Below are 19,130 nucleotides of genomic sequence, written 5' to 3' on the forward strand. Positions count from 1 at the left end.
GAGGGCCTGGACGAGACGGCCGTGAAGGACTACACCGCCGACGCCGGCGACCCCGGCGTGCAGCGGGATCTGCCGGGGGATCAGCCGGACCTGCCGGTCGCCGCCGGCCACTGACGGCCGCCCGCGCGGCCCACGGTCACGGGCCGCCGCCCTGGGACGGGGCGGCGGCCCGTCGTCATGCGGACCGCGCCCGCTCGGGCCGGCGGAAGGTACGGCGGTACGCCTGCGGGGTGGTGCCCACCCAGCGGGCGAAGTGGTGACGCAGCGTCGCCGCGTTGCCGAAGCCCGCGCGCAGGGCGACCGCGTCCACCGTCGCGTCGGTGGCCTCCAGCAGCTCCCGGGCCAGCAGCACCCGTTGGCCGAGCAGCCAGCGGTACGGCGTCGTCCCGGTCTCCTGCTGGAAGCGGCGCGCGAAGGTGCGCGGCGACATGTGGGCGCGGGCCGCGAGCTCGTCGACGGTCACCTCGCGGTCCAGATGGCGCTCCATCCAGCCCAGCACCTCGCCCACGGTGTCGCACCGGGTGCGCGGCAGCGGCCGCTCGATGTACTGCGCCTGGCCGCCCTCGCGGTGCGGCGGCACCACCATGCGACGCGCTATCGCGTTGGCCACGTCACTGCCCTGCTCCTTGCGGACCAGGTGCAGACAGGCGTCGATCCCGGCGGCGGTACCCGCCGAGGTGATCACCGGGTCCTCGTCCACGTAGAGCACGTCGGGCTCCACCTTCACGCGCGGGTAACGCCGCGCCAGCTCCTCGGCGTGCCGCCAGTGGGCCGCGCAGCGGCGGCCGTCCAGCAGGCCGGCGGCGGCCAGGACGAAGACGCCGGAGCAGACGCTGAGTACGCGCGCCCCGCGGTCCACCGTACGGTTCAACGCCCGCAGCAGCTCCGGCGGGTACTCCCGGCGCACATAGGAGTCGCCGGCCGGCACCGCGACCAGATCGGCCTCCTCCAGGCGCTCCAGCCCGTGCGAGGTGCCGATGGTGAAGCCGGCCGGGGAGGTCAGCGTGCGGCCCTCCGCGGAGGCCACCGCGAAGTCGTAGGACGGCAGCCCGTCGTCCGACCGATCGAGTCCGAACACCTCGCAGACCACGCCCAGTTCGAATGGATGGACACCGTCGAGCAGCACCACGGCCACGTTCTGCAGCATGCGCCCAGCATGGCAGAGCCCTGGCAGGATTTCGAGGGAGTGCGTCAGTCCTGCCACTCCCGGCGGGGGCGGGCGAGGAGCACAGTCGAAGGCATGGAAACCCTCCTCGCCACCGTCACCGCACTGGTCTTCTTCCTCCTGTTGGCGCTCGCCGCCCTGACCGGACACGTCCACGACTCCCGGGACGGCCACGACTGGCATGCCTGAACCGGGCAATCTGTAACCGCCCCGACACAACATCTGGTGGCGCCACGGGCGGGCGCCACTAGATGTATGCTCGACTCCGCTGTCGACGCAGGGGAAGCCGGTGGGAATCCGGGACTGCCCCGCAACGGTGTGCGGGCGCCTCGAGGTATGCCCGCGAGTCCGAGTACCTGCCGACGGCACCGTCCGGCGCTCCGTCCGGACGGTGAAGTGTCCGGGCCTCGCGGGTTGGGCCGGCGGACGCGCCGCGGCATGCCCTGCCCTGCGTGCGCCCCGTCTTTCCCCTCGCGTCGTCGCCGTTCGAGGGAGAGAGCACACGTGACCATCGCGCCCGCCGCACCCGCCACCGCATCGGAACCCGCCTCACTGGGAACCGACTTGCTGAGCTCCCTCACGGAGCTGACCGCAGACCTCCCCGACACCGACCCCGGCCGGGTCGCCGCCGCCGCCCTGCGCGGCCGCAGCGCCGCGGCGGACGAGGCGGAACTGCGGGCGCTGGCCACGGAGGCCGCCGCCGGACTGATCTCGGAGGACCCCCAGTACTCGCGCCTGGCGGCCCGGCTGCTGACGACCGCCATCGCCGACGAGGCGGCGGGCGAGGGGGCGGTGTCCTTCTCCGCGTCCATCGCCGTCGGCCACCGCGAGGGCCTGATCGCCGACGGCACCGCCGAGTTCGTGGCCACCCACGCCGCCCGGCTGGACGCCCTGGTGGACGACGCCCTCGCCGGCCGCGCCGACGACCGCTTCGGCTACTTCGGCCTGCGCACCCTGCACAGCCGCTACCTGCTGCGCCACCCGATCACCCGCCAGGTCATCGAGACGCCCCAGCACTTCATGCTCCGCGTGGCCTGCGGGCTCGCCGAGGACCACTCCGGCCGGGCGCTGGACGAGGTCGCCGCGCTCTACGGCCTGATGAGCCGGCTGGACTACCTGCCCAGCTCCCCCACGCTCTTCAACTCCGGCACCCGGCACCCGCAGATGTCCTCGTGCTACCTGCTGGACTCCCCGCTGGACGAGCTGGACTCCATCTACGACCGCTACCACCAGGTCGCCCGGCTGTCGAAGCACGCCGGCGGCATCGGCCTGTCGTACTCCCGCATCCGCTCGCGCGGTTCGCTGATCCGCGGCACCAACGGCCACTCCAACGGCATCGTGCCGTTCCTGCGCACCCTGGACGCCTCCGTCGCCGCCGTGAACCAGGGCGGCCGCCGCAAGGGCGCGGCCTGCGTCTACCTGGAGACCTGGCACGCGGACATCGAGGAGTTCCTGGAGCTGCGCGACAACACCGGTGAGGAGGCGCGGCGTACCCACAACCTCAACCTGGCGCACTGGATCCCGGACGAGTTCATGCGCCGCGTCGACGCCGACGGCACCTGGTCGCTGTTCTCCCCCGCCGACGTGCCCGGGCTGGTCGACCTGTGGGGCGAGGAGTTCGACGCCGCCTACCGCGAGGCCGAGGCGGCGGGCCTGGCCCGCAAGACCCTCCCGGCGCGCGAACTGTACGGCCGCATGATGCGCACCCTCGCGCAGACCGGCAACGGCTGGATGACCTTCAAGGACGCCTCCAACCGCACCGCCAACCAGACCGCCGAGCCCGGCCGCGTCATCCACTCCTCCAACCTCTGCACGGAGATCCTGGAGGTCACCAACGACGGCGAGACCGCGGTCTGCAACCTCGGCTCGGTCAACCTCGCCGCCTTCGTCCTGGACGGCGGCACCGGCGGGGACGTCATCGACTGGGAGCGGCTGGACGCCACCGTCCGCACCGCCGTCACCTTCCTCGACCGTGTGGTGGACATCAACTTCTACCCCACCGGCCAGGCCGCCTCCTCCAACGAGCGCTGGCGCCCGGTGGGCCTGGGCGTGATGGGCCTGCAGGACGTCTTCTTCAAGCTGCGGCTGGCCTTCGACTCCGCCGAGGCCACGGCGCTGTCCACCCGGATCGCCGAGCGCATCATGCTCGCCGCGTACGAGGCCTCCTGCGACCTCGCCGAGCGCCACGGCCCGCACCCGGCCTGGTCCGAGACCCGCGCCGCCCGCGGCGTCCTGCACCCCGACCACTACGCGACCGAGGCGAACTGGCCCGAGCGCTGGGACGCCCTGCGCGCCCGCGTCGCCGCCACCGGCATGCGCAACTCGCTGCTGCTCGCCATCGCCCCGACCGCGACCATCGCCTCCATCGCGGGCGTCTACGAGTGCATCGAGCCGCAGGTCTCCAACCTCTTCAAGCGCGAGACGCTCAGCGGTGAGTTCCTCCAGGTCAACTCCTACCTGGTGGCCGAGCTGAAGAAGCTCGGCGTGTGGGACGCGCAGACCCGCGACGCCCTGCGCGAGTCCAACGGCTCCGTCGAGGGCTTCCACTGGATCCCCGCCGACGTCCGCGCCCTGTACCGCACCGCCTGGGAGCTCCCGCAGCGCGCCCTGATCGACATGGCCGCGGCCCGCACGCCGTACCTCGACCAGAGCCAGTCGCTCAACCTCTTCATGGCCTCGCCCACCATCGGCAAGCTCAGCTCGATGTACGCGTACGCCTGGAAGCAGGGCCTGAAGACGACGTACTACCTGCGCTCCCGCCCGGCCACCCGCATCGCCCAGTCGGCCCGCGCTGCGGCCCCGGCGGTCATCCCCGTTCAGCAGGCCACGCCCGACGCCGACGCGATCGCCTGCTCCCTTGAGAACCCCGAGTCCTGCGAGGCCTGCCAGTAATGAGCTCCACCAAGAACCTGCTCGACCCGGGCTTCGAGCTGACCCTGCGTCCGATGCGCTACCCGGACTTCTACGAGCGCTACCGCGACGCGATCAAGAACACCTGGACCGTGGAGGAGGTCGACCTCCACTCCGACGTCGCCGACCTCGCCAAGCTCTCGCCCGGCGAGCAGCACATGATCGGCCGGCTGGTCGCCTTCTTCGCCACCGGCGACTCGATCGTGGCCAACAACCTGGTGCTGACGCTCTACAAGCACATCAACTCCCCCGAGGCGCGGCTGTACCTGTCGCGGCAGCTCTTCGAGGAGGCCGTGCACGTCCAGTTCTACTTGACGCTGCTCGACACCTACCTCCCCGACCCCGAGGAGCGCGCCGCCGCCTTCGACGCGGTGGAGAACATCCCCTCCATCCGCGAGAAGGCGCAGTTCTGCTTCCGCTGGATGGACTCGGTGGAGTCCATCGACCGCCTGGAGAGCAGGGCGGACCGCCGCCGCTTCCTGCTCAACCTGATCTGCTTCGCGGCGTGCATCGAGGGCCTGTTCTTCTACGGCGCCTTCGCGTACGTCTACTGGTTCCGGTCCCGCGGCCTGCTGCACGGCCTGGCCACCGGCACCAACTGGGTGTTCCGCGACGAGTCCATGCACATGGACTTCGCCTTCCACGTGGTCGACACCGTCCGCCGGGAGGAGCCCGACCTCTTCGACGAGGAGATGGCCAAGCAGGTCACCGCCATGCTGGAGGAGGCCGTCGAGGCCGAGCTGCAGTTCGCCCGCGACCTGTGCGGCGACGGCCTGCCCGGCATGAACACCGACTCCATGCGCGAGTACCTGCAGTGCGTCGCCGACCAGCGCCTGGTCCGCCTCGGCCTGCCGGCCCGCTACGGCTCGGAGAACCCGTTCTCCTTCATGGAGCTGCAGAACGTCCAGGAGCTGACCAACTTCTTCGAGCGCCGCGCCTCCGCGTACCAGGTCGCGGTCGAGGGCTCGGTCTCCTTCGACGACGACTTCTGATCAGCCGTGGGAGCGGGGCCCGGCCCGAGTCGGCCGGGCCCCGCCCGCGGTCACTTCAGGGCGACCGCGTCGGCGGCCGAGGTCACCTGGGCCGTGGTGGTCGTGCCCGGGAAGAACCAGCGCCAGCTGCCCGCGGAGGTCGCGGTCACCTTGGTGCTCAGCGAGCCGTTGCTGCTCGTGGTCGCCGTCTTGACGGTGCTCCACTTCGTGGAGCCGGCCTTCTTGAACTGCAGCTTCACGGGCTGCCCCGCGTAGCCCCCGTACTTCAGGGTCTGCCAGCTCGCCCGCGTGAGCTTGCCCTTGACGGTGAGCTTGCCGCCCCTGGCGACCGGCTCCGGGCCCGCGTCGGTGGTGAGCACCGAGGCGCGCTTGACCTTGAACCGGGCGATGTCGTCGCTGATCCAGTAGTCGCGGTCGTTCGCATTCACCGTGGCGTTGACCTGCCACACACCCGCGACCTGGTTGGCGTTCCAGCCCTCGATCCCGCCCTCGCCGTACGGCCGGATCCACTCCGGGTGGATCGTCATCGTGGCCGTGCACACCGACGTGGTGGCGCTCTTCTTCTCGCAGCGGGTGGCGGTCCAGTCGACGGGTCCGAACCCGTTCGTCGCGTTGAAGGCGCTCACGCGCGAGACCTTCTTGATCCCCGAGTCGTCCCTGATCGTCATGGTGACCGGGAACTCAACGACCTTCTTCGTCCCGACGATCACATTGGTGCCGTGGTCCACCACGGTCTTGGTGATCCGGATGTCGCCCCGGCCCTCCGCGTGTGCGGCCGGTGCGGTCAGGACCACGAGGGCGGCCGCGCCTGCCGCGGCAGCCGTCAGCGCTCTGTTGCGCAATGCCCCTCCCCTGTTCGTCCCCGGCGTGATCACGCCGGGGACGAACAGGGTAGCGACACGAAACGATCAGTCGTTCGGGACGGTCTCGTACTTCGGCGTCAGCTCGGCCATCTGCTTCAGCGCGTCCTTGCGGTCCCGCTTGGAGAGCCGGTCGATGTAGAGGTACCCGTTGAGGTGGTCGGTCTCGTGCTGCAGGCAGCGGGCGAAGAAGCCCGTGCCCTCGACGACGATGTCGTTGCCGTGCAGGTCCTGCCCGCGGCAGACCGCGTAGTCGGGGCGCGGCAGCTCGGCGTAGGCGCCGGGGACCGACAGGCAGCCCTCGTTGCCGTCGTCGAGGACGCGGCGCTCGGCGGGGAGATCGTCGATGACCGGGTTGACGACATGGCCCACGTGGCGGACTCCGTCGTCGTCCGGGCAGTCGTAGACGAAGACGCGCAGGTTCACGCCGATCTGGTTCGCGGCCAGGCCGACGCCCTCGGCGGCGCGCTGGCTGGCGAACATGTCGTCGACGAGGGCGGCCAGGTCGTCGTCGAAGGACGTGACCGGGGTGCACGGGTGGTGCAGGACCGGGTTGCCGACGACCGTGATGGGACGGGCCGTGCCACGGGCGCGGTGGGCCGCCTCACGTTCCTCGGCGTCCGTGACGTCGTCGGTGAATGCGGTCTGCTCGGTGTCCTGCTGCGACATGGTCCGTCGTACGCCTTCCTGGGGCCTGCATCAACGCTCGATAGCCCATCAAGGGTACGTGCACCCGAGCGGCTCAGCAGACCTCTTCGAGATCGCGCCAGTCCCGGGTGTCCGGGCTGTCCGCCACCCAGCTGTCCAGCAGTCCCCGCACCAGCCCGACGGGGGCGGCGATCCCGCACTCCCGCTCAGGGGCCCACAGGGCGCCCGGGCTGCGGTGGCTGAGGTGCCCGGGGTGGCCCGGCTCGCCCTGGTCGTGGGGGTCGCGGGAGGAGTCGGAGCCGTCGTCGGTGGGCATCCGGCTCTCCGAGCACGTGCGGCACAGCAGCCGGACGGAGGACGACCAGTCCTCGGCGGCGTACCCCGCGTCGGCGGCCAGCTGCTCCAGCGCGTCACGGTCGGCCTCGGTGGCCGCCTCCAGCAGCACCAGCCAGGTCGGCACGGGCGAGGGCGCCCACAACTCGATCTCGTCGAAGACCGGGTACGTGGCGCCGTCGGCGGTACGGCGCTCGCCGTGCGGCACGCCGTCGTGCAGGACGACCTCGCCCCAGCGCCGCCCGGAGGACGGCAGCGGGATGCTCAGCACCTCGATGCGGGCCGGGTCGAGCCTGCGGCCCCACACCACCTCGGCCTCGCCCTCCGGGGAGAGCCGCACGGTGGAGCTGCCGAGTTCCATGTCGATCGGGCCGGTGCCGGCGGTGTCGGGCCGCAGTCCGTAGGCCTGCCAGGCGCGCCGGGCCAGCGGCCAGTCCTGCAGCGCGGTGGCGGCGATGCCGACGTTCCACCAGTCGGGGGCTCCGGGGGCCCGGTCGAGAAGGGCGACGGCCCGCAGGCCGGTCGTGCGGGCCTGCTCCCAGTCGTGCCGGAACTTGTGCAGCAGTGCGAGGTTGTACCAGGACTCCGAGCGCCAGGGCTCCAGATCCGCGGCGCGGATGAGGAGCGCGCCGGCGTCCTCGTACCGCCCGTCGCTGATCAGGGTGAACGCGCGATCGGTCGCCTGCCGCCAGGTGGCGGAGGGCCGATGGCGTGCCCTGCCGAAGATCCTCAAGGTGTCCCGCCTGCCGTTCGCTTTCGCTGGTGCTCCACGGTGCCCCGTCCGTCCCCCCACGTCCCGTGCTCAGCGGTGCTCATCAGTCCTCCTTGCCATCGGCAGGGCCCGTCACACACGGCCGGGCTTGCCGGTTTGCCGGCATGGGCGACATGCGTGCCTCTTGGGCGCTCTGCGCCCCTGCGGGCATCCAACCATGCCCCTTGGTACGCCCGCTCATTACCGGCCGGTTCACTGCCCTCCCCTGGCAATGACCCTGGTCAGGGCCTCGACCACGCGGGGGTCGTATTCCTGGGCGGTGTCCAGGCGCAATCGTTCCAGCGCCTGCAGTCCCCGGCCCACGGCGCCCCCGCCCCCGGCCAGGTCCTCGTAGGCGTTGGCCGTACGCACGATCCGCCCGGCGAGCGGCTGTTCGCGGTAGGGATCGGCCTGGCCCTCCACGATCCGGGCGACTTCCTCGGGCGCCCCCGTCCGGCGTACGACGGCCGCTCCCAGCAAGGCGATGCGGCGCCGTTCCGCGGGGTCCAGGGGCGCGGTCGCGCCCCCGGGTACCGGGTCCACGAGGGAGAGTTGGCCGATGTCGTGCAGGAGGGCGGCGTGCTCGACGGCGGCCAGGGCCCGTCCGCCCAGGCCGAGTTCCCTGCCCAGTGCGTGACTGAGCGCGCCGACCCGGCGGGCGTGGCCGGCCGGGGTGTAGCCGGCCAGGTCGGTGGCCCGGGCGAGCGAGGCGACCGTCGCCCGCCGGGTCGCCCGGATCGCCGCGTGCCGCCGGAAGGCCGTCTGCGTCAGCAGCAGCGGCACCGCGCACACCGGCACCGCCCACAGCCCCGCCGCCTCCACCGCCTGCGCCAGCACCGCCCCGCCCGCGCACACCGCCGACCCCACGCCGGGCAGCGCGGCCACCTCGTCCCGCAGCACCGGCGCGAAGGGCTCCCTTGTGCGGGCGGCGGTCAGCCACGCGGCCAGGACGGCGTCGCACAGGATCGTGCTGGCGAGCAGCACCACGGCGTACACCGGATGGCCGCCGCTGCCGCCGTACAGCGGCTGCGCGCAGGCCGCCGCGAAGCCGGTGGTGAGGACCCGCCGGGCGGCGGCGTCCCACGTCCCGCCGCGCACCCGTCCGGCCAGCACGGCGCAGCCGACGACCGTGACCACCACGGGCACCGCCTCGGTGCCCACCAGCGCGTACCCCAGCGCCCCGGCGAACGCCACGGGCGCCGCCTCCCTGCCGTCCGCCTCGGCGACCCGGAGCACCTCGCCGACCACGACGAGCGCCCCGAACACGGCGGCGGACACCGGGTCGGCAACCCCGTGCACGGCCGTCCAGCCCAGCCCGGCGGCTCCGGCGCCGAGGGCGAGGGCGTGCACCACGTGCGCGACCGGCGGGGTCCGCCGGCGGTGGTGGCGACGGCGCAGCAGCGCGGTCACGGCGGCCGTCGCGGCCGTCGCGGGTGTGGCGCGCCGGTGCCCCCGGCCGGACGGCTCGGTCACGCCCGCCGCCCCTTGCCGCCGCGGCGGCCGGTCTCGCGGTCCGCGCCGCCGTGGCCGCGGGCGTGCCGGCGCGGCGCCACGACCCTTCCGGCCACCCGGGTGACGCCGACGGGACCGGGCGCGGCGAAGGGCTCCGGCTCGTCCGTGGTGAGCGCGGGGTTCCAGCCGTCGCGGTCCACGATGCGCACCAGCGCCTCGACCATCTCGGGGTCGAAGTGACGGCCGGAGCACCGGCGCAGCTCCCCCAGTGCCTCGCCGACCTCCCGGGCCGGCTGGTAGGTGCGCGCCGACGTCATGGCGTCGAACGCGTCGGCCACCGCCACCACACGGGCCGAGGAGGGGATGGCGTCGCCGGCCAGGCCGTGCGGATAGCCGGAGCCGTCCATGCGCTCGTGGTGGTGGAGGATCGCCGACCGCGCGTCGTCCAGGAACTCGATGCCCCGCACGATGTCGTGGCCGTAGCCGGGGTGCAGTTCGATGATGCGGCGTTCCTCTGGGGTGAGCGGACCGTCCTTGCGCAGCACGCGCGTCGGGACGCCGATCTTGCCGATGTCGTGCAGGATGCCCGCCAGCCGCAGGGCCTCCACGCGCTCGGCGGGCAGGCCGATCTCGCGGGCGATCAGGGCCGAGGCGCGGCCGACCCGCTCGCTGTGGCCCCGGGTGTAGCGGTCCTTGATCTCGACGGCCTGCACCAGGGCGCGCACGGTGGCCTGATGGGTGGCGCGTTCGCGCTGCGCCTGACCGGCGACCCAGCGCGCGATGTGGGTCGGCAGCAGCGCCAGGACCGCGGCGAGGCTGCCGAACGGGCCCTGCCAGAGCACCGCCGCCAGCAGTCCCACCAGCGCGTACGTCAGGTGCGGTGCGAGGGAGCCGAGCAGGGCGTCCCGCCACGCGGGGACCGCGGGCACGCCTTCGGCGGCGATCAGCACCCCACCGGTCAGCGCGGCCGACACCAGCCAGAACACCAGCGCCGCGCCCGCCGCCGGGAGCAGCAGCCCCGGCAGGCGGTCGGGCGGTCCGCCGTCGAGCAGCCCCCGTGCCCGGGCCGCGGCGTACGCGGCCAGCGAGAGCTGCGCGGCGTGCCACACCCTGCGTACTCCGCGGGGTTCGCCCCGCACCGGCGCGCCCAGCGCACCCGGGACCGCCACGAGGGCGGCCGCGCCCGGCGGCAGCAACATCGCGGCGGCGAACAGCACTGGTGGCAACGGGGCCCCGGCCAGTTCCCCGGCGAGATACAGGGACGCCAGAAGGGCCGCGGTCACCCAGGGGACGCCGTCGTACGGCGCGGTGACGAGCGCGCCGCAGGACGAGAGCACGACGACCGGCAGGTACACCCGCGCCGCCGGCGGAAGTTCCCGCACCACCCGCATCTCACGCACGTGACGAGGCTAGGGGCGCGGTCGCCGCCCGGAGCCGGAGCAGCCGGGATTCCCGCCTTCGGGTGATCCCGCGTGACCTCCCGCGTGACCCGTGGGACGGCGCGGTCCGGCGGTGCCGTGGGGCACCGCCGGACCGGGCGGACGGTGTCCGCGGTGCCTGGCTAGGAGGCGGTGGTGGTCGCGTCCCCGCCCTCGAGCGGGCCGGGGACGGGTGCGACCTCGCCCTCGCGGATCAGCTCGATCCGGGTGAGGACCTTGGACCGCAGGTCCGTGGGGACGTCGTCCTGGCCGCAGCACCGCTTGACCAGCTTCTTGACGGCCTGCTCCAAGCCGTACTTCTCCAAGCACGGGTGGCACTCGTCGAAGTGCTGCTTGAACTTGGCGCAGGCGTCGTCGGACATCTCGTTGTCCAGATACTCGTAAAGATGGTCGAGTACCTCGGAACAATCCGTCTCATGCGCGTTGCCGCAGCTCATGTGCCCGAGCCCTTCTCGTCGCCCGCGCCCGCCGGGACGAGCCCGCGCTCCCGCGCGTAGTCCTCCAGCAGCGAGCGCAGCTGCCGCCGCCCCCGGTGCAGACGCGACATCACCGTACCGATGGGCGTACCCATGATGTCGGCGATCTCCTTGTAGGCAAAGCCTTCGACGTCCGCGAGATACACCGCGATCCGGAACTCCTCCGGGATCGCCTGCAGCGCCTGCTTCACATCGGAGTCCGGCAGGTGGTCCAGCGCCTGGGACTCCGCGGAGCGCAGGCCGGTGGACATGTGCGACTCCGCACGCGCCAGCTGCCAGTCCTCGATCTCCTCCGTGCCGCTGCGCTGGGGCTCGCGCTGCTTCTTGCGGTAGGAGTTGATGAAGCTGTTGGTGAGGATGCGGTAGAGCCACGCCTTGAGGTTGGTCCCCTCACGGAACTGGTGGAAGGACGCGTACGCCTTGGCGTACGTCTCCTGCACCAGGTCCTCCGCGTCGGCCGGGTTGCGGGTCATGCGCAGCGCCGCCGAGTACATCTGGTCGAGGTACTCCAGCGCGTCCCGCTCGAAGCGCGCACTGCGCTCGAGGTCCGACTCCTGGGATACCTGGACCTGCTCCTGTACCTCGGACGTACTGTCGTCAGTGCCGCTGACCGGACCCACCTCCTCCACGACGGTCACGGGGCCGTACACGGACCCCACGCCATCGGAGGATATCCCGGGCGGGATCGGTGCGCTGGTCGTGCCCGCCGCACCACCCATCGCCGGCCACTCGGGCCAGGCCAGGTAAGGCGCCTCGGCACGGGCGCGGCATGCGGCTGTCGCCATGCGGCTTCCTCACTGTACGTACGAACTTTCGTGTGGACGCCTGGCACAACACGGCCCGGTCGCGGCTCATTCCCGAAGTCGCGGGAGGTCCCCCAGCCAGCCCAGCACGGCGTTCGTGAGAATCGTCACGGCCTCCTCCTGGCCCAGGTCCGCGGACTTGGGCACGGCGAATCCGTGGTCGGCGTACGGCACCTCGACCGGCTGGTGGCCGGGCGGGAACTCCTCGGGCCGCCCGAAGGGGTCCCGGCCGCCCTGGACGACCAGCGCCGGGACGCCCGCGCCGGTCAGCTCGTCGGCGCGGGACCGCTCCGGCTTGCCGGGCGGGTGCAGCGGGAAGGACAGCGCGAGCACCGCGGCCGCGCCGAGCGCGTCGGCGGTGCGGCAGGCCACCCGTGCCCCCGCGCTGCGGCCCCCGGCGACGACCGGCAGCCCCGGCGCGGCCAGCGCGGGCCACAGCGCGGTCCAGGCCGCGTCGAGGGTCTTCGGGGCGGGCGCCAGCTTCTTGCCTGCCACCCGCCAGGGCTGCTCGACCAGCGCGACGGTCCAGCCGTGCGGCGGCAGGGCGGCCGCCAGCGCGCGCAGGTCGCGGGCCTCGATGCCGCCCCCCGCGCCGTGACCCAGCGCGACGACGGCGCGCGCCCGGCGCGCCCGGTGCCAGGTGATACGGGCGTCCCCCACCGGGGTGGGCACGGTCTCGACGGTGTCGGAGATCACGTTCACCGTCGCAGTCTGCCACCGCGGACGGTCGGAACAGCTCAGAACAACGTCGCCTCCTCCGGCGCCTCGATCGATTCCACCAGCTCGGGCCCGTTGTTGCGGACGTTGCTGACCTCGGAGCGCACCGGGTACGCGCGCAGCAGCCCGTGACCCGGCGGGACGAGCAGTGCGCGCAGCGCGCCGGGATCGGTGCGGGTGGGGTCGAGCCAGGCGTCCCAGCGGTCGGGGGTGAGCCACAGCGGCATGCGGGGGTGGATGTCGGCCAGGGCGCGCGGGCCCCCGGGGCGCTCGTCGGCGTCGGCGAAGGGCTCGGTGTCGGCCTCGGTGGTGATCACGGCGCAGGTGACCCACCAGGCGCGCGGGTGCTCGTCGGGCAGGGTGCGGTCGCGCCAGAACTCGTAGAGCCCGGCCATCGCGAAGACCGATCCGTCTGCGGGGGTGACGAAGTACGGCTGCTTGCGGGACCGCTTCTTCCTGCCCTGCTCCTCCAGTTGCCGCTCGTCCCTGCCGGTGACCCACTCGAAGTAGCCGTCGGCGGGCAGCAGGCAGCGGCGGGAGGCGAACGGCCGCTGGTAGGACGGCTTCTCGTGCACCGTCTCGGCCCGCGCGTTGATCATCTTCACCCCGACGTCGGGGGACTTGGCCCAGCTCGGCACCAGGCCCCAGCGCAGCGCGCGCAGTTGCCGGACGATCTCGCCGGTCTCCTTGTCGGGGCGCTCCAGCACCGCGTAGGTGCTGTCGGTGGGAGCGACATTCCAGTTGGGGTCCAGCGCCTCGGTGGGATCCCATTTCCGCACGTCGAAGAGGTCGACGAGATCCTCCGGCCGCCGGCTCGCTGCGTATCGACCGCACATGAGTGCCAGATTGCCACGGCGCGCGCACAGCCCGCCGTCATAGGGTGCGGAACCGTGCAGCTCTTCGACTCCCTCATCGGCACCCAGCCCGCGCCCTCCGCCTGGGTGGTCGGTGCGACGGCCGCCGTCGCCCTGGCCGCGGTCCTCCCGCACGGCATATGGCGGCTGTCGCGCAACGCCGTCACCATCGCGCACGAAGGCGGCCACGGCCTGATGGCACTGCTGTCCGGACGCCGCCTGCAGGGCATCCGGCTGCACTCGGACACCTCGGGGCTGACCGTCTCCCGCGGCAAGCCGCACGGCCTCGGCATGATCCTGACCGCCGCGGCCGGCTACACGGCGCCCTCGCTGCTCGGGGCGGGCGGCGCGCTGCTCCTGGCGGCCGGGCACATCACACTGCTGCTCTGGGGCGCGACCGCGCTGCTCCTGCTGATGCTGTTCATGATCCGCAACGCCTACGGCGTGCTGACGGTCTTCGTCACCGGCGGGATCTTCCTCCTGGTGTCCTGGCTGACCGAGCCGCAGGTGCAGGCGGTCTTCGCGTACCTGGTGGTGTGGTTCCTGCTCCTGGGGGGCGTGCGCCCGGTGCTGGAGCTCCAGCAGAAGCGCCGCGGCGGAGCGGCGCCGAGCTCGGACGCGGACCAGCTGGCACGCCTCACCCACACACCGGCCGCGCTGTGGATGCTGCTCTTCTACGCCGTCGCGCTGTTCTCGCTGTTCGGGGGCGGCCGCTGGCTGCTCGGGCTGTAGTCCGCGTGTAGCCCTTGCGGGCGGACCCCTGTTTCCGTCAGGTTTCGTCCGCTTTGTGCGCGATTCAGCCTCACGTTCAACCACTACGCTTGGTTTCCATGACCGGTACCCCCGCGCACACCGCCCTGTGGCCCGCACCGCACGCGTCCGCCCCCGTCGACGCCACGGTCACCGTGCCCGGATCCAAGTCGGTCACCAACCGCGCCCTGGTGCTGGCGGCGCTGGCCTCCGAGCCCGGCTGGCTGCGCCGGCCGCTGCGCAGCCGGGACACCGTGCTGATGGCCGAGGCGCTGCGGTCCATGGGCGTCCAGATCGACGAGGTGGTCAACCCCTACGGCGGCGAGGCGTGGCGGGTCATCCCCGCCGGGCTGCACGGTCCCGCGACCGTGGACGTCGGCAACGCGGGCACCGTGATGCGCTTCCTGCCGCCGGTCGCCGCGCTCGCCGACGGGCCGGTGCGCTTCGACGGCGACCCCCGTTCGTACGAGCGGCCGCTGCACGGCGTGATCGACGCCCTGCGCGCCCTCGGCGCCCGCATCGACGACGAGGGGCGCGGCGCGCTCCCGCTGACCGTGCAGGGCGGCGGGGCGCTGGACGGCGGCGCGGTGTCGATCGACGCGTCCGCCTCCTCGCAGTTCGTCAGCGCGCTGCTGCTGTCCGGCCCGCGCTACAACCAGGGCGTGGAGGTCCGCCACACCGGCCCGACCCTGCCGTCCCTGCCGCACATCCGGATGACGGTGGAGATGCTGCGGCACGCGGGCGCCAAGGTCGACACCCCGGAGAACGGCGGCGAGCCCAACGTGTGGCGGGTCGACCCGAGCGCGCTGCTCGGCGTGGACCTCACCATCGAGCCGGACCTGTCCAACGCCCAGCCGTTCCTCGCTGCCGCCCTGGTCACCGGAGGCCGGGTCGTCATCCCCGACTGGCCGGCCCGCACCACCCAGCCGGGCGACGCGCTGCGCGAGCTGTTCACCCGGATGGGCGGTTCCTGCGAGCTGACCGACGCCGGCCTGGTCATGACCGGCTCCGGCCGGGTGCACGGCATCGACGCCGACCTGTCGGAGGTCGGCGAGCTCACCCCGGGCATCGCCGCGGTCGCCGCCCTGGCGGACTCCGAGTCGGTGCTGCGCGGGGTCGGCCACCTGCGGCTGCACGAGACCGACCGGCTGGCCGCGCTGACCAAGGAGATCAACGGGCTCGGCGGCGACGTCACCGAGACCGAGGACGGCCTGCGGATCCGCCCGCGCCCGCTGCGCGGCGGGGTCTTCCACACCTACGACGACCACCGCCTGGCCACCGCCGGCGCGGTCCTCGGCCTGGCCGTGGACGGCGTGCAGGTGGAGAACGTCGCCACCACCGGCAAGACGCTCCCCGACTTCCCCGACATGTGGACGGCCATGCTGGGCACCACACCGGCCGCCCCCGCGTCCCCGGTACGGGTCTGAGGTCATGCGGCGCTACGGCAAGCACACCGACGAGGACGACGTCCGGTCCCGCCCGAACCCCAAGGGCAACCGGCCCCGCTCCACCATCCGCCCGAAGCACGAGGACGCCGAGGAGGGCTTCGTCCTCACCGTCGACCGCGGCCGGATCACCTGCCTCGTCGACGACCGCACCATCACCGCCATGAAGGCCCGCGAACTCGGCCGCAAGGGCATCGTGGTGGGCGACCGGGTGGGCATCGTCGGCGACCTGACGGGCGACAAGGACACCCTGGCGCGGATCGTGCGGGTCGAGGAGCGCTCCTCCGTGCTGCGCCGCACCGCCGACGACACCGACCCCTTCGAGCGGGTGGTCGTCGCCAACGCCGACCGGCTCGCCATCGTCACGGCCCTCGCCGACCCCGAACCGCGGCCGCGGCTGATCGACCGCTGCCTGGTGGCGGCCTACGACGCCGGGCTGGAACCGCTGTTGGTGCTGACCAAGTCCGATCTGGCCCCGGCGGAAACGCTGCTGGAGACGTACGCGCCGCTCGGCGTCGCCTATGTGGTCACCAGCCACGAGAACTTCGACGAGGAAGCGACCGCGGCCGTCCGCGAGCACCTGGAGGGCCGCGTCACCGCCTTCGTCGGCCACAGCGGGGTCGGGAAGACCACGCTCGTCAACGCCCTGGTGGAGCGTCAGCGCGCGACCGGTCACGTCAACGCGGTCACCGGACGCGGCCGGCACACCACCACCTCGGCGCTGGCGCTGCCGCTCAAAGGCGAGCAGGGGTGGGTCATCGACACCCCGGGCGTACGGTCCTTCGGCCTGGCGCACATCGACCCCTCACGGGTCATCAACGCCTTCCCGGACCTCGTACCGGGCACGGAGGGCTGTCCTCGGGCCTGCAGCCACGACGAACCGGACTGCGCGCTGGACGCCTGGGTGGCCGACGGGCACGCCGAACCCGCCCGGCTCTTCTCGCTCCGCCGGCTCCTTGCGACGCGGGAGCGCAAGGAAGGGGACTGACACCCGATTTCCGGGCATGCTGTGTGATGATCGCTCATCGACAGGACGGAACGGGAGGGCGCTCGATGGCCTGGCTCCTCGTGGTGGTCGCTGGACTCCTCGAAACCGGCTTCGCGGTCTGCCTCAAGCTCTCCCACGGGTTCACCCGTCTGTGGCCGACCATCGCCTTCTGCGTCTTCGCGCTCGGCAGCTTCGGGCTGCTGACCATGTCGCTGAAGAAGCTCGACGTCGGCGCCGCGTACGCGGTCTGGACGGGTATCGGGGCGGCGGGGACCGCGATCTACGGCATGGCGTTCCTCGGCGACGTCGTCTCGACGCTCAAGCTGGTCTCGGTCGCGCTCGTCGTCCTGGGCGCCATCGGTCTCCAGCTGTCCGGCTCCGCGCACTGACCGCACGTCGGGCCTGCGGCCCTCCCGGGTCAGGCGGCGCCCACCCAGCCGCGCCCGAGCATGCCGCGCACCAGGCGGGCCACCCGAAGGCACGCATCCTCGTCGGTGGCCAGCGGCGCCATGACGTACGACACGCCGACACGCACCGCCGCCTCGCTCGCCCAGGCGAGCTCGGCCGGGTCCAGTTTGGGAAAGCCGCGTTCCAAGGTCGCGGCGGCACGGGTGCGCAGCGCGGCGAGCACCTCGGTGGGGGTGAGCGGAAGGTCGCTCCTTCGCGGCCGCGCCCCGGGCGAACGGGGCACGGGGACACGGGTGATGGCGGCGGCCGGGACGCGGCTCCCGCGGCAGCCGGTCAGAACGGCGCGCACCAGGGGATTGCGGCGGGCCTCCTGCAGGAGCCGGCCGGTGGCCGCGGCGAAGCAGTCCCCGGGGTCGCCGCCCTGGTCGGCGGCGGCGGACAGGACGCGTTCGACACCGGCGACGAGCACGTCGGCCTCGCGCCGCGCCAGCGCCCGGGCCAGGCCCTCCTTGCTGCCGAACTCGTTGTAGAGGGTCTGCCGCGACACTCCGGCGGTCGCCGCGATGTCCACCATCCGGATCGTCGCCCACGACCGGGCGGACAGCGCGGCCAAAGCCGCGTCGAGCAAGGATTCGCGCGCTGTCGGCATGATTGCCTCCAAGCCGTGGTAAAGCGGCCGTGCGCAAAGAATTGACGTGCTGTCGGTTCGTGTCAACCCTCCGCGCGCACCCTGCGTGACCCCGACAGGGTGCGATCGATACTGTTCGCTCCATGCCGGACTTCAACGACGACCTGCGCCTCGCGCACATCCTCGCCGACGCCGCCGACGCGGCGACCATGGAGCGCTTCAAGGCCCTGGACCTGAAGGTCGAGACCAAGCCCGACATGACGCCGGTCAGCGAGGCGGACAAACGCGCCGAGGAGCTGATCCGCAGTCAGCTCGGCCGCGCCCGGCCGCGCGACGCGGTCCTCGGCGAGGAGTACGGCTTCGAGGGCACGGGCCCGCGCCGCTGGATCGTCGACCCGATCGACGGCACCAAGAACTACGTCCGGGGCGTGCCGGTGTGGGCCACGCTCATCGCCCTCATGGTGCGCGGGGAGCACGGCGACGAAGGCGTGGTCGGCGTGGTCTCTGCGCCGGCACTGGGCCGCCGCTGGTGGGCGGTGAAGGGCGGCGGGGCGTACACCGGGCGCAGCCTGTCCTCCGCCACGCGCCTGCGGGTGTCCCGGGTGAGCCGGCTGGAGGACGCCTCGTTCGCGTACTCCTCGCTCAGCGGCTGGGAGGAGCAGGGACGGCTGGACGGCTTCCTGGACCTGACCCGTTCCTGCTGGCGCACGCGCGCCTACGGCGACTTCTGGCCGTACATGATGGTCGCCGAGGGCTCGGTGGACTTCTGCGCCGAGCCCGAGCTGAGCCTGTGGGACATGGCCGCCAACGAGGTCATCATCCGGGAGGCGGGGGGCCGCTTCACCAGCCTGGACGGCACGGACGGCCCCTACGGGGGCAATGCGGCGGCCTCGAACGGACTGCTGCACGAGCAGATGCTCGGTTTCCTGAACCGCACCTGAACCGCACCCGGCACGGGCCGCCCCCGTACACCACCGATCACCCTCCGCACGCCCCTTGCTGCGCGACGTCCCGCATGTGAACATGAGAATGCGTGAGCTTGTGAATTTGTGAAACAGTTCTCAAGACGGCCCACGACGCAGCCAAGGGGTATCCCATGCTCGTACGCGAAGCCATGAGCACGGTCGTTCTCACGATCGGCCCGGCTCACACCCTCCGCCAGGCCGCCCGACTGATGTCCGCCCGCAAGGTGGGTGCGGCGGTCGTCCTCGATCCCGACACCTGCGGGCTCGGCATCCTCACCGAGCGCGACATCCTCAACGCGATCGGCGCGGGGCTGAGCCCCGACGGCGAATTCGCCGCCGCCCACACCACCACCGACGTCGTCTTCGCCGCACCGCAGTGGACCCTGGAGGAGGCTGCCGCCGCCATGGTGCGCGGCGGTTTCCGTCACCTGGTGGTGATGGAGGACCGCAACGCGGTCGGTATGGTCTCCGTCCGCGACATCGTGCGCTGCTGGCACCCCGCGCATTCGGCGGCCGCCCTGGCGGGCTGAGGGCGCGGGATGACCG

19 protein-coding genes and 1 riboswitch are annotated in these 19,130 nt (G+C 72.7%); of the genes, 8 read left to right on the forward strand and 11 right to left on the reverse strand.

Annotated elements, in window-relative coordinates; translation table 11 throughout:
* Positions 1-175: 175 nt before the first annotated feature.
* Entirely contained in the window at positions 176-1,147 is a 972-nt protein-coding gene (locus PV364_RS35900) for a helix-turn-helix domain-containing protein (RefSeq protein WP_319665012.1), read from the reverse strand.
* A 256-nt stretch (positions 1,148-1,403) separates the two neighbouring features.
* A riboswitch (cobalamin riboswitch) is annotated at positions 1,404-1,544 on the forward strand.
* A 125-nt stretch (positions 1,545-1,669) separates the two neighbouring features.
* Between PV364_RS35900 and PV364_RS35905 the strand changes: the two genes are divergently transcribed.
* Positions 1,670-4,057, forward strand: a complete 2,388-nt coding sequence (locus tag PV364_RS35905) for a ribonucleoside-diphosphate reductase subunit alpha (RefSeq protein WP_319665013.1) — start codon at positions 1,670-1,672, stop codon at positions 4,055-4,057.
* Positions 4,057-5,067 carry a ribonucleotide-diphosphate reductase subunit beta gene (locus PV364_RS35910; RefSeq protein WP_319665015.1) on the forward strand — a complete coding sequence of 337 codons (1,011 nt, stop codon included), beginning with the start codon at positions 4,057-4,059 and terminating at the stop codon, positions 5,065-5,067. The genes PV364_RS35905 and PV364_RS35910 overlap by 1 nt, the downstream gene beginning before the upstream one ends.
* A gap of 50 nt (positions 5,068-5,117) precedes the next feature.
* On the opposite strand, the gene PV364_RS35915 is transcribed toward PV364_RS35910, so the two are convergent.
* The 9 genes from PV364_RS35915 to PV364_RS35955 all read right to left on the reverse strand — a co-directional run bounded on the left by PV364_RS35915 (position 5,118) and on the right by PV364_RS35955 (position 13,382).
* On the reverse strand, positions 5,118-5,909 hold the full coding sequence (locus tag PV364_RS35915; RefSeq protein WP_319665017.1) for a hypothetical protein: 792 nt from the start codon (positions 5,907-5,909) through the stop codon (positions 5,118-5,120).
* 66 nt (positions 5,910-5,975) lie between these two features.
* The gene (def, locus tag PV364_RS35920) at positions 5,976-6,596 is read right to left on the reverse strand and encodes a peptide deformylase (protein ID WP_319665019.1); all 621 of its coding nucleotides are present in this window, start codon (positions 6,594-6,596) and stop codon (positions 5,976-5,978) included.
* 73 nt (positions 6,597-6,669) lie between these two features.
* Positions 6,670-7,641, reverse strand: a complete 972-nt coding sequence (locus PV364_RS35925; RefSeq protein WP_319665021.1) for a tetratricopeptide repeat protein — start codon at positions 7,639-7,641, stop codon at positions 6,670-6,672.
* 231 nt (positions 7,642-7,872) lie between these two features.
* Positions 7,873-9,057 carry an HD-GYP domain-containing protein gene (locus PV364_RS35930; RefSeq protein WP_415924653.1) on the reverse strand — a complete coding sequence of 395 codons (1,185 nt, stop codon included), beginning with the start codon at positions 9,055-9,057 and terminating at the stop codon, positions 7,873-7,875.
* 71 nt (positions 9,058-9,128) lie between these two features.
* Positions 9,129-10,493, reverse strand: a complete 1,365-nt coding sequence (locus PV364_RS35935; RefSeq protein ID WP_415924654.1) for an HD-GYP domain-containing protein — start codon at positions 10,491-10,493, stop codon at positions 9,129-9,131.
* Positions 10,494-10,672: 179 nt separating this feature from the next.
* The gene (gene rsrA / locus PV364_RS35940; RefSeq protein WP_319665023.1) at positions 10,673-10,987 is read right to left on the reverse strand and encodes a mycothiol system anti-sigma-R factor; all 315 of its coding nucleotides are present in this window, start codon (positions 10,985-10,987) and stop codon (positions 10,673-10,675) included.
* Positions 10,984-11,646: a sigma-70 family RNA polymerase sigma factor gene (locus tag PV364_RS35945; protein ID WP_319665126.1), complete on the reverse strand. Its 663-nt coding sequence runs from the start codon at positions 11,644-11,646 to the stop codon at positions 10,984-10,986. Before PV364_RS35945 ends, rsrA begins: the two co-directional genes overlap by 4 nt.
* A gap of 231 nt (positions 11,647-11,877) precedes the next feature.
* On the reverse strand, positions 11,878-12,522 hold the full coding sequence (locus PV364_RS35950; protein ID WP_319665127.1) for an alpha/beta family hydrolase: 645 nt from the start codon (positions 12,520-12,522) through the stop codon (positions 11,878-11,880).
* Between the two features lie 44 nt (positions 12,523-12,566).
* Positions 12,567-13,382, reverse strand: coding sequence for an SOS response-associated peptidase (locus PV364_RS35955; protein WP_319665025.1), 816 nt, complete (start codon positions 13,380-13,382; stop codon positions 12,567-12,569).
* 54 nt (positions 13,383-13,436) lie between these two features.
* Between PV364_RS35955 and PV364_RS35960 the strand changes: the two genes are divergently transcribed.
* The 4 genes from PV364_RS35960 to PV364_RS35975 all read left to right on the forward strand — a co-directional run bounded on the left by PV364_RS35960 (position 13,437) and on the right by PV364_RS35975 (position 16,972).
* On the forward strand, positions 13,437-14,132 hold the full coding sequence (locus tag PV364_RS35960; protein ID WP_319665027.1) for a M50 family metallopeptidase: 696 nt from the start codon (positions 13,437-13,439) through the stop codon (positions 14,130-14,132).
* A gap of 98 nt (positions 14,133-14,230) precedes the next feature.
* Positions 14,231-15,577: a 3-phosphoshikimate 1-carboxyvinyltransferase gene (aroA, locus tag PV364_RS35965; protein ID WP_319665028.1), complete on the forward strand. Its 1,347-nt coding sequence runs from the start codon at positions 14,231-14,233 to the stop codon at positions 15,575-15,577.
* Positions 15,578-15,581: 4 nt separating this feature from the next.
* Entirely contained in the window at positions 15,582-16,583 is a 1,002-nt protein-coding gene (gene rsgA / locus PV364_RS35970) for a ribosome small subunit-dependent GTPase A (RefSeq protein ID WP_319665029.1), read from the forward strand.
* A 65-nt stretch (positions 16,584-16,648) separates the two neighbouring features.
* A complete protein-coding gene (locus PV364_RS35975) occupies positions 16,649-16,972 on the forward strand; it encodes a DMT family transporter (protein WP_319665030.1) in 324 nt (107 codons plus the stop codon).
* 29 nt (positions 16,973-17,001) lie between these two features.
* On the opposite strand, the gene PV364_RS35980 is transcribed toward PV364_RS35975, so the two are convergent.
* Positions 17,002-17,640 carry a TetR family transcriptional regulator gene (locus PV364_RS35980; protein ID WP_319665032.1) on the reverse strand — a complete coding sequence of 213 codons (639 nt, stop codon included), beginning with the start codon at positions 17,638-17,640 and terminating at the stop codon, positions 17,002-17,004.
* A gap of 122 nt (positions 17,641-17,762) precedes the next feature.
* Here PV364_RS35980 and hisN point away from each other — a divergent pair, with 122 nt between their 5' ends.
* Positions 17,763-18,560: a histidinol-phosphatase gene (hisN, locus tag PV364_RS35985; RefSeq protein ID WP_319665033.1), complete on the forward strand. Its 798-nt coding sequence runs from the start codon at positions 17,763-17,765 to the stop codon at positions 18,558-18,560.
* A gap of 155 nt (positions 18,561-18,715) precedes the next feature.
* Positions 18,716-19,114 (forward strand): cyclic nucleotide-binding/CBS domain-containing protein, encoded by a 399-nt coding sequence (locus tag PV364_RS35990; protein ID WP_319665035.1) that lies wholly within the window; start codon positions 18,716-18,718, stop codon positions 19,112-19,114.
* Positions 19,115-19,130: the final 16 nt, after the last annotated feature.

This window comes from Streptomyces sp. MI02-7b (assembly GCF_033793585.1).
GTDB lineage: Bacteria > Actinomycetota > Actinomycetes > Streptomycetales > Streptomycetaceae > Actinacidiphila.

What these genes read in the sequence shown, in the direction of transcription:
- PV364_RS35900 (WP_319665012.1), bottom strand. Translation starts at nt 1,147, where the DNA reads ATGCTGCAGAACGTGGCCGTGGTGCTGCTCGACGGTGTCCATCCATTC.
- PV364_RS35910 (WP_319665015.1), top strand. Translation starts at nt 4,057, where the DNA reads ATGAGCTCCACCAAGAACCTGCTCGACCCGGGCTTCGAGCTGACCCTG.
- def (WP_319665019.1), bottom strand. Translation starts at nt 6,596, where the DNA reads ATGTCGCAGCAGGACACCGAGCAGACCGCATTCACCGACGACGTCACG.
- rsrA (WP_319665023.1), bottom strand. Translation starts at nt 10,987, where the DNA reads ATGAGCTGCGGCAACGCGCATGAGACGGATTGTTCCGAGGTACTCGAC.
- PV364_RS35955 (WP_319665025.1), bottom strand. Translation starts at nt 13,382, where the DNA reads ATGTGCGGTCGATACGCAGCGAGCCGGCGGCCGGAGGATCTCGTCGAC.
- aroA (WP_319665028.1), top strand. Translation starts at nt 14,231, where the DNA reads ATGACCGGTACCCCCGCGCACACCGCCCTGTGGCCCGCACCGCACGCG.
- rsgA (WP_319665029.1), top strand. Translation starts at nt 15,582, where the DNA reads ATGCGGCGCTACGGCAAGCACACCGACGAGGACGACGTCCGGTCCCGC.
- PV364_RS35975 (WP_319665030.1), top strand. Translation starts at nt 16,649, where the DNA reads ATGGCCTGGCTCCTCGTGGTGGTCGCTGGACTCCTCGAAACCGGCTTC.
- PV364_RS35980 (WP_319665032.1), bottom strand. Translation starts at nt 17,640, where the DNA reads ATGCCGACAGCGCGCGAATCCTTGCTCGACGCGGCTTTGGCCGCGCTG.
- hisN (WP_319665033.1), top strand. Translation starts at nt 17,763, where the DNA reads ATGCCGGACTTCAACGACGACCTGCGCCTCGCGCACATCCTCGCCGAC.
- PV364_RS35990 (WP_319665035.1), top strand. Translation starts at nt 18,716, where the DNA reads ATGCTCGTACGCGAAGCCATGAGCACGGTCGTTCTCACGATCGGCCCG.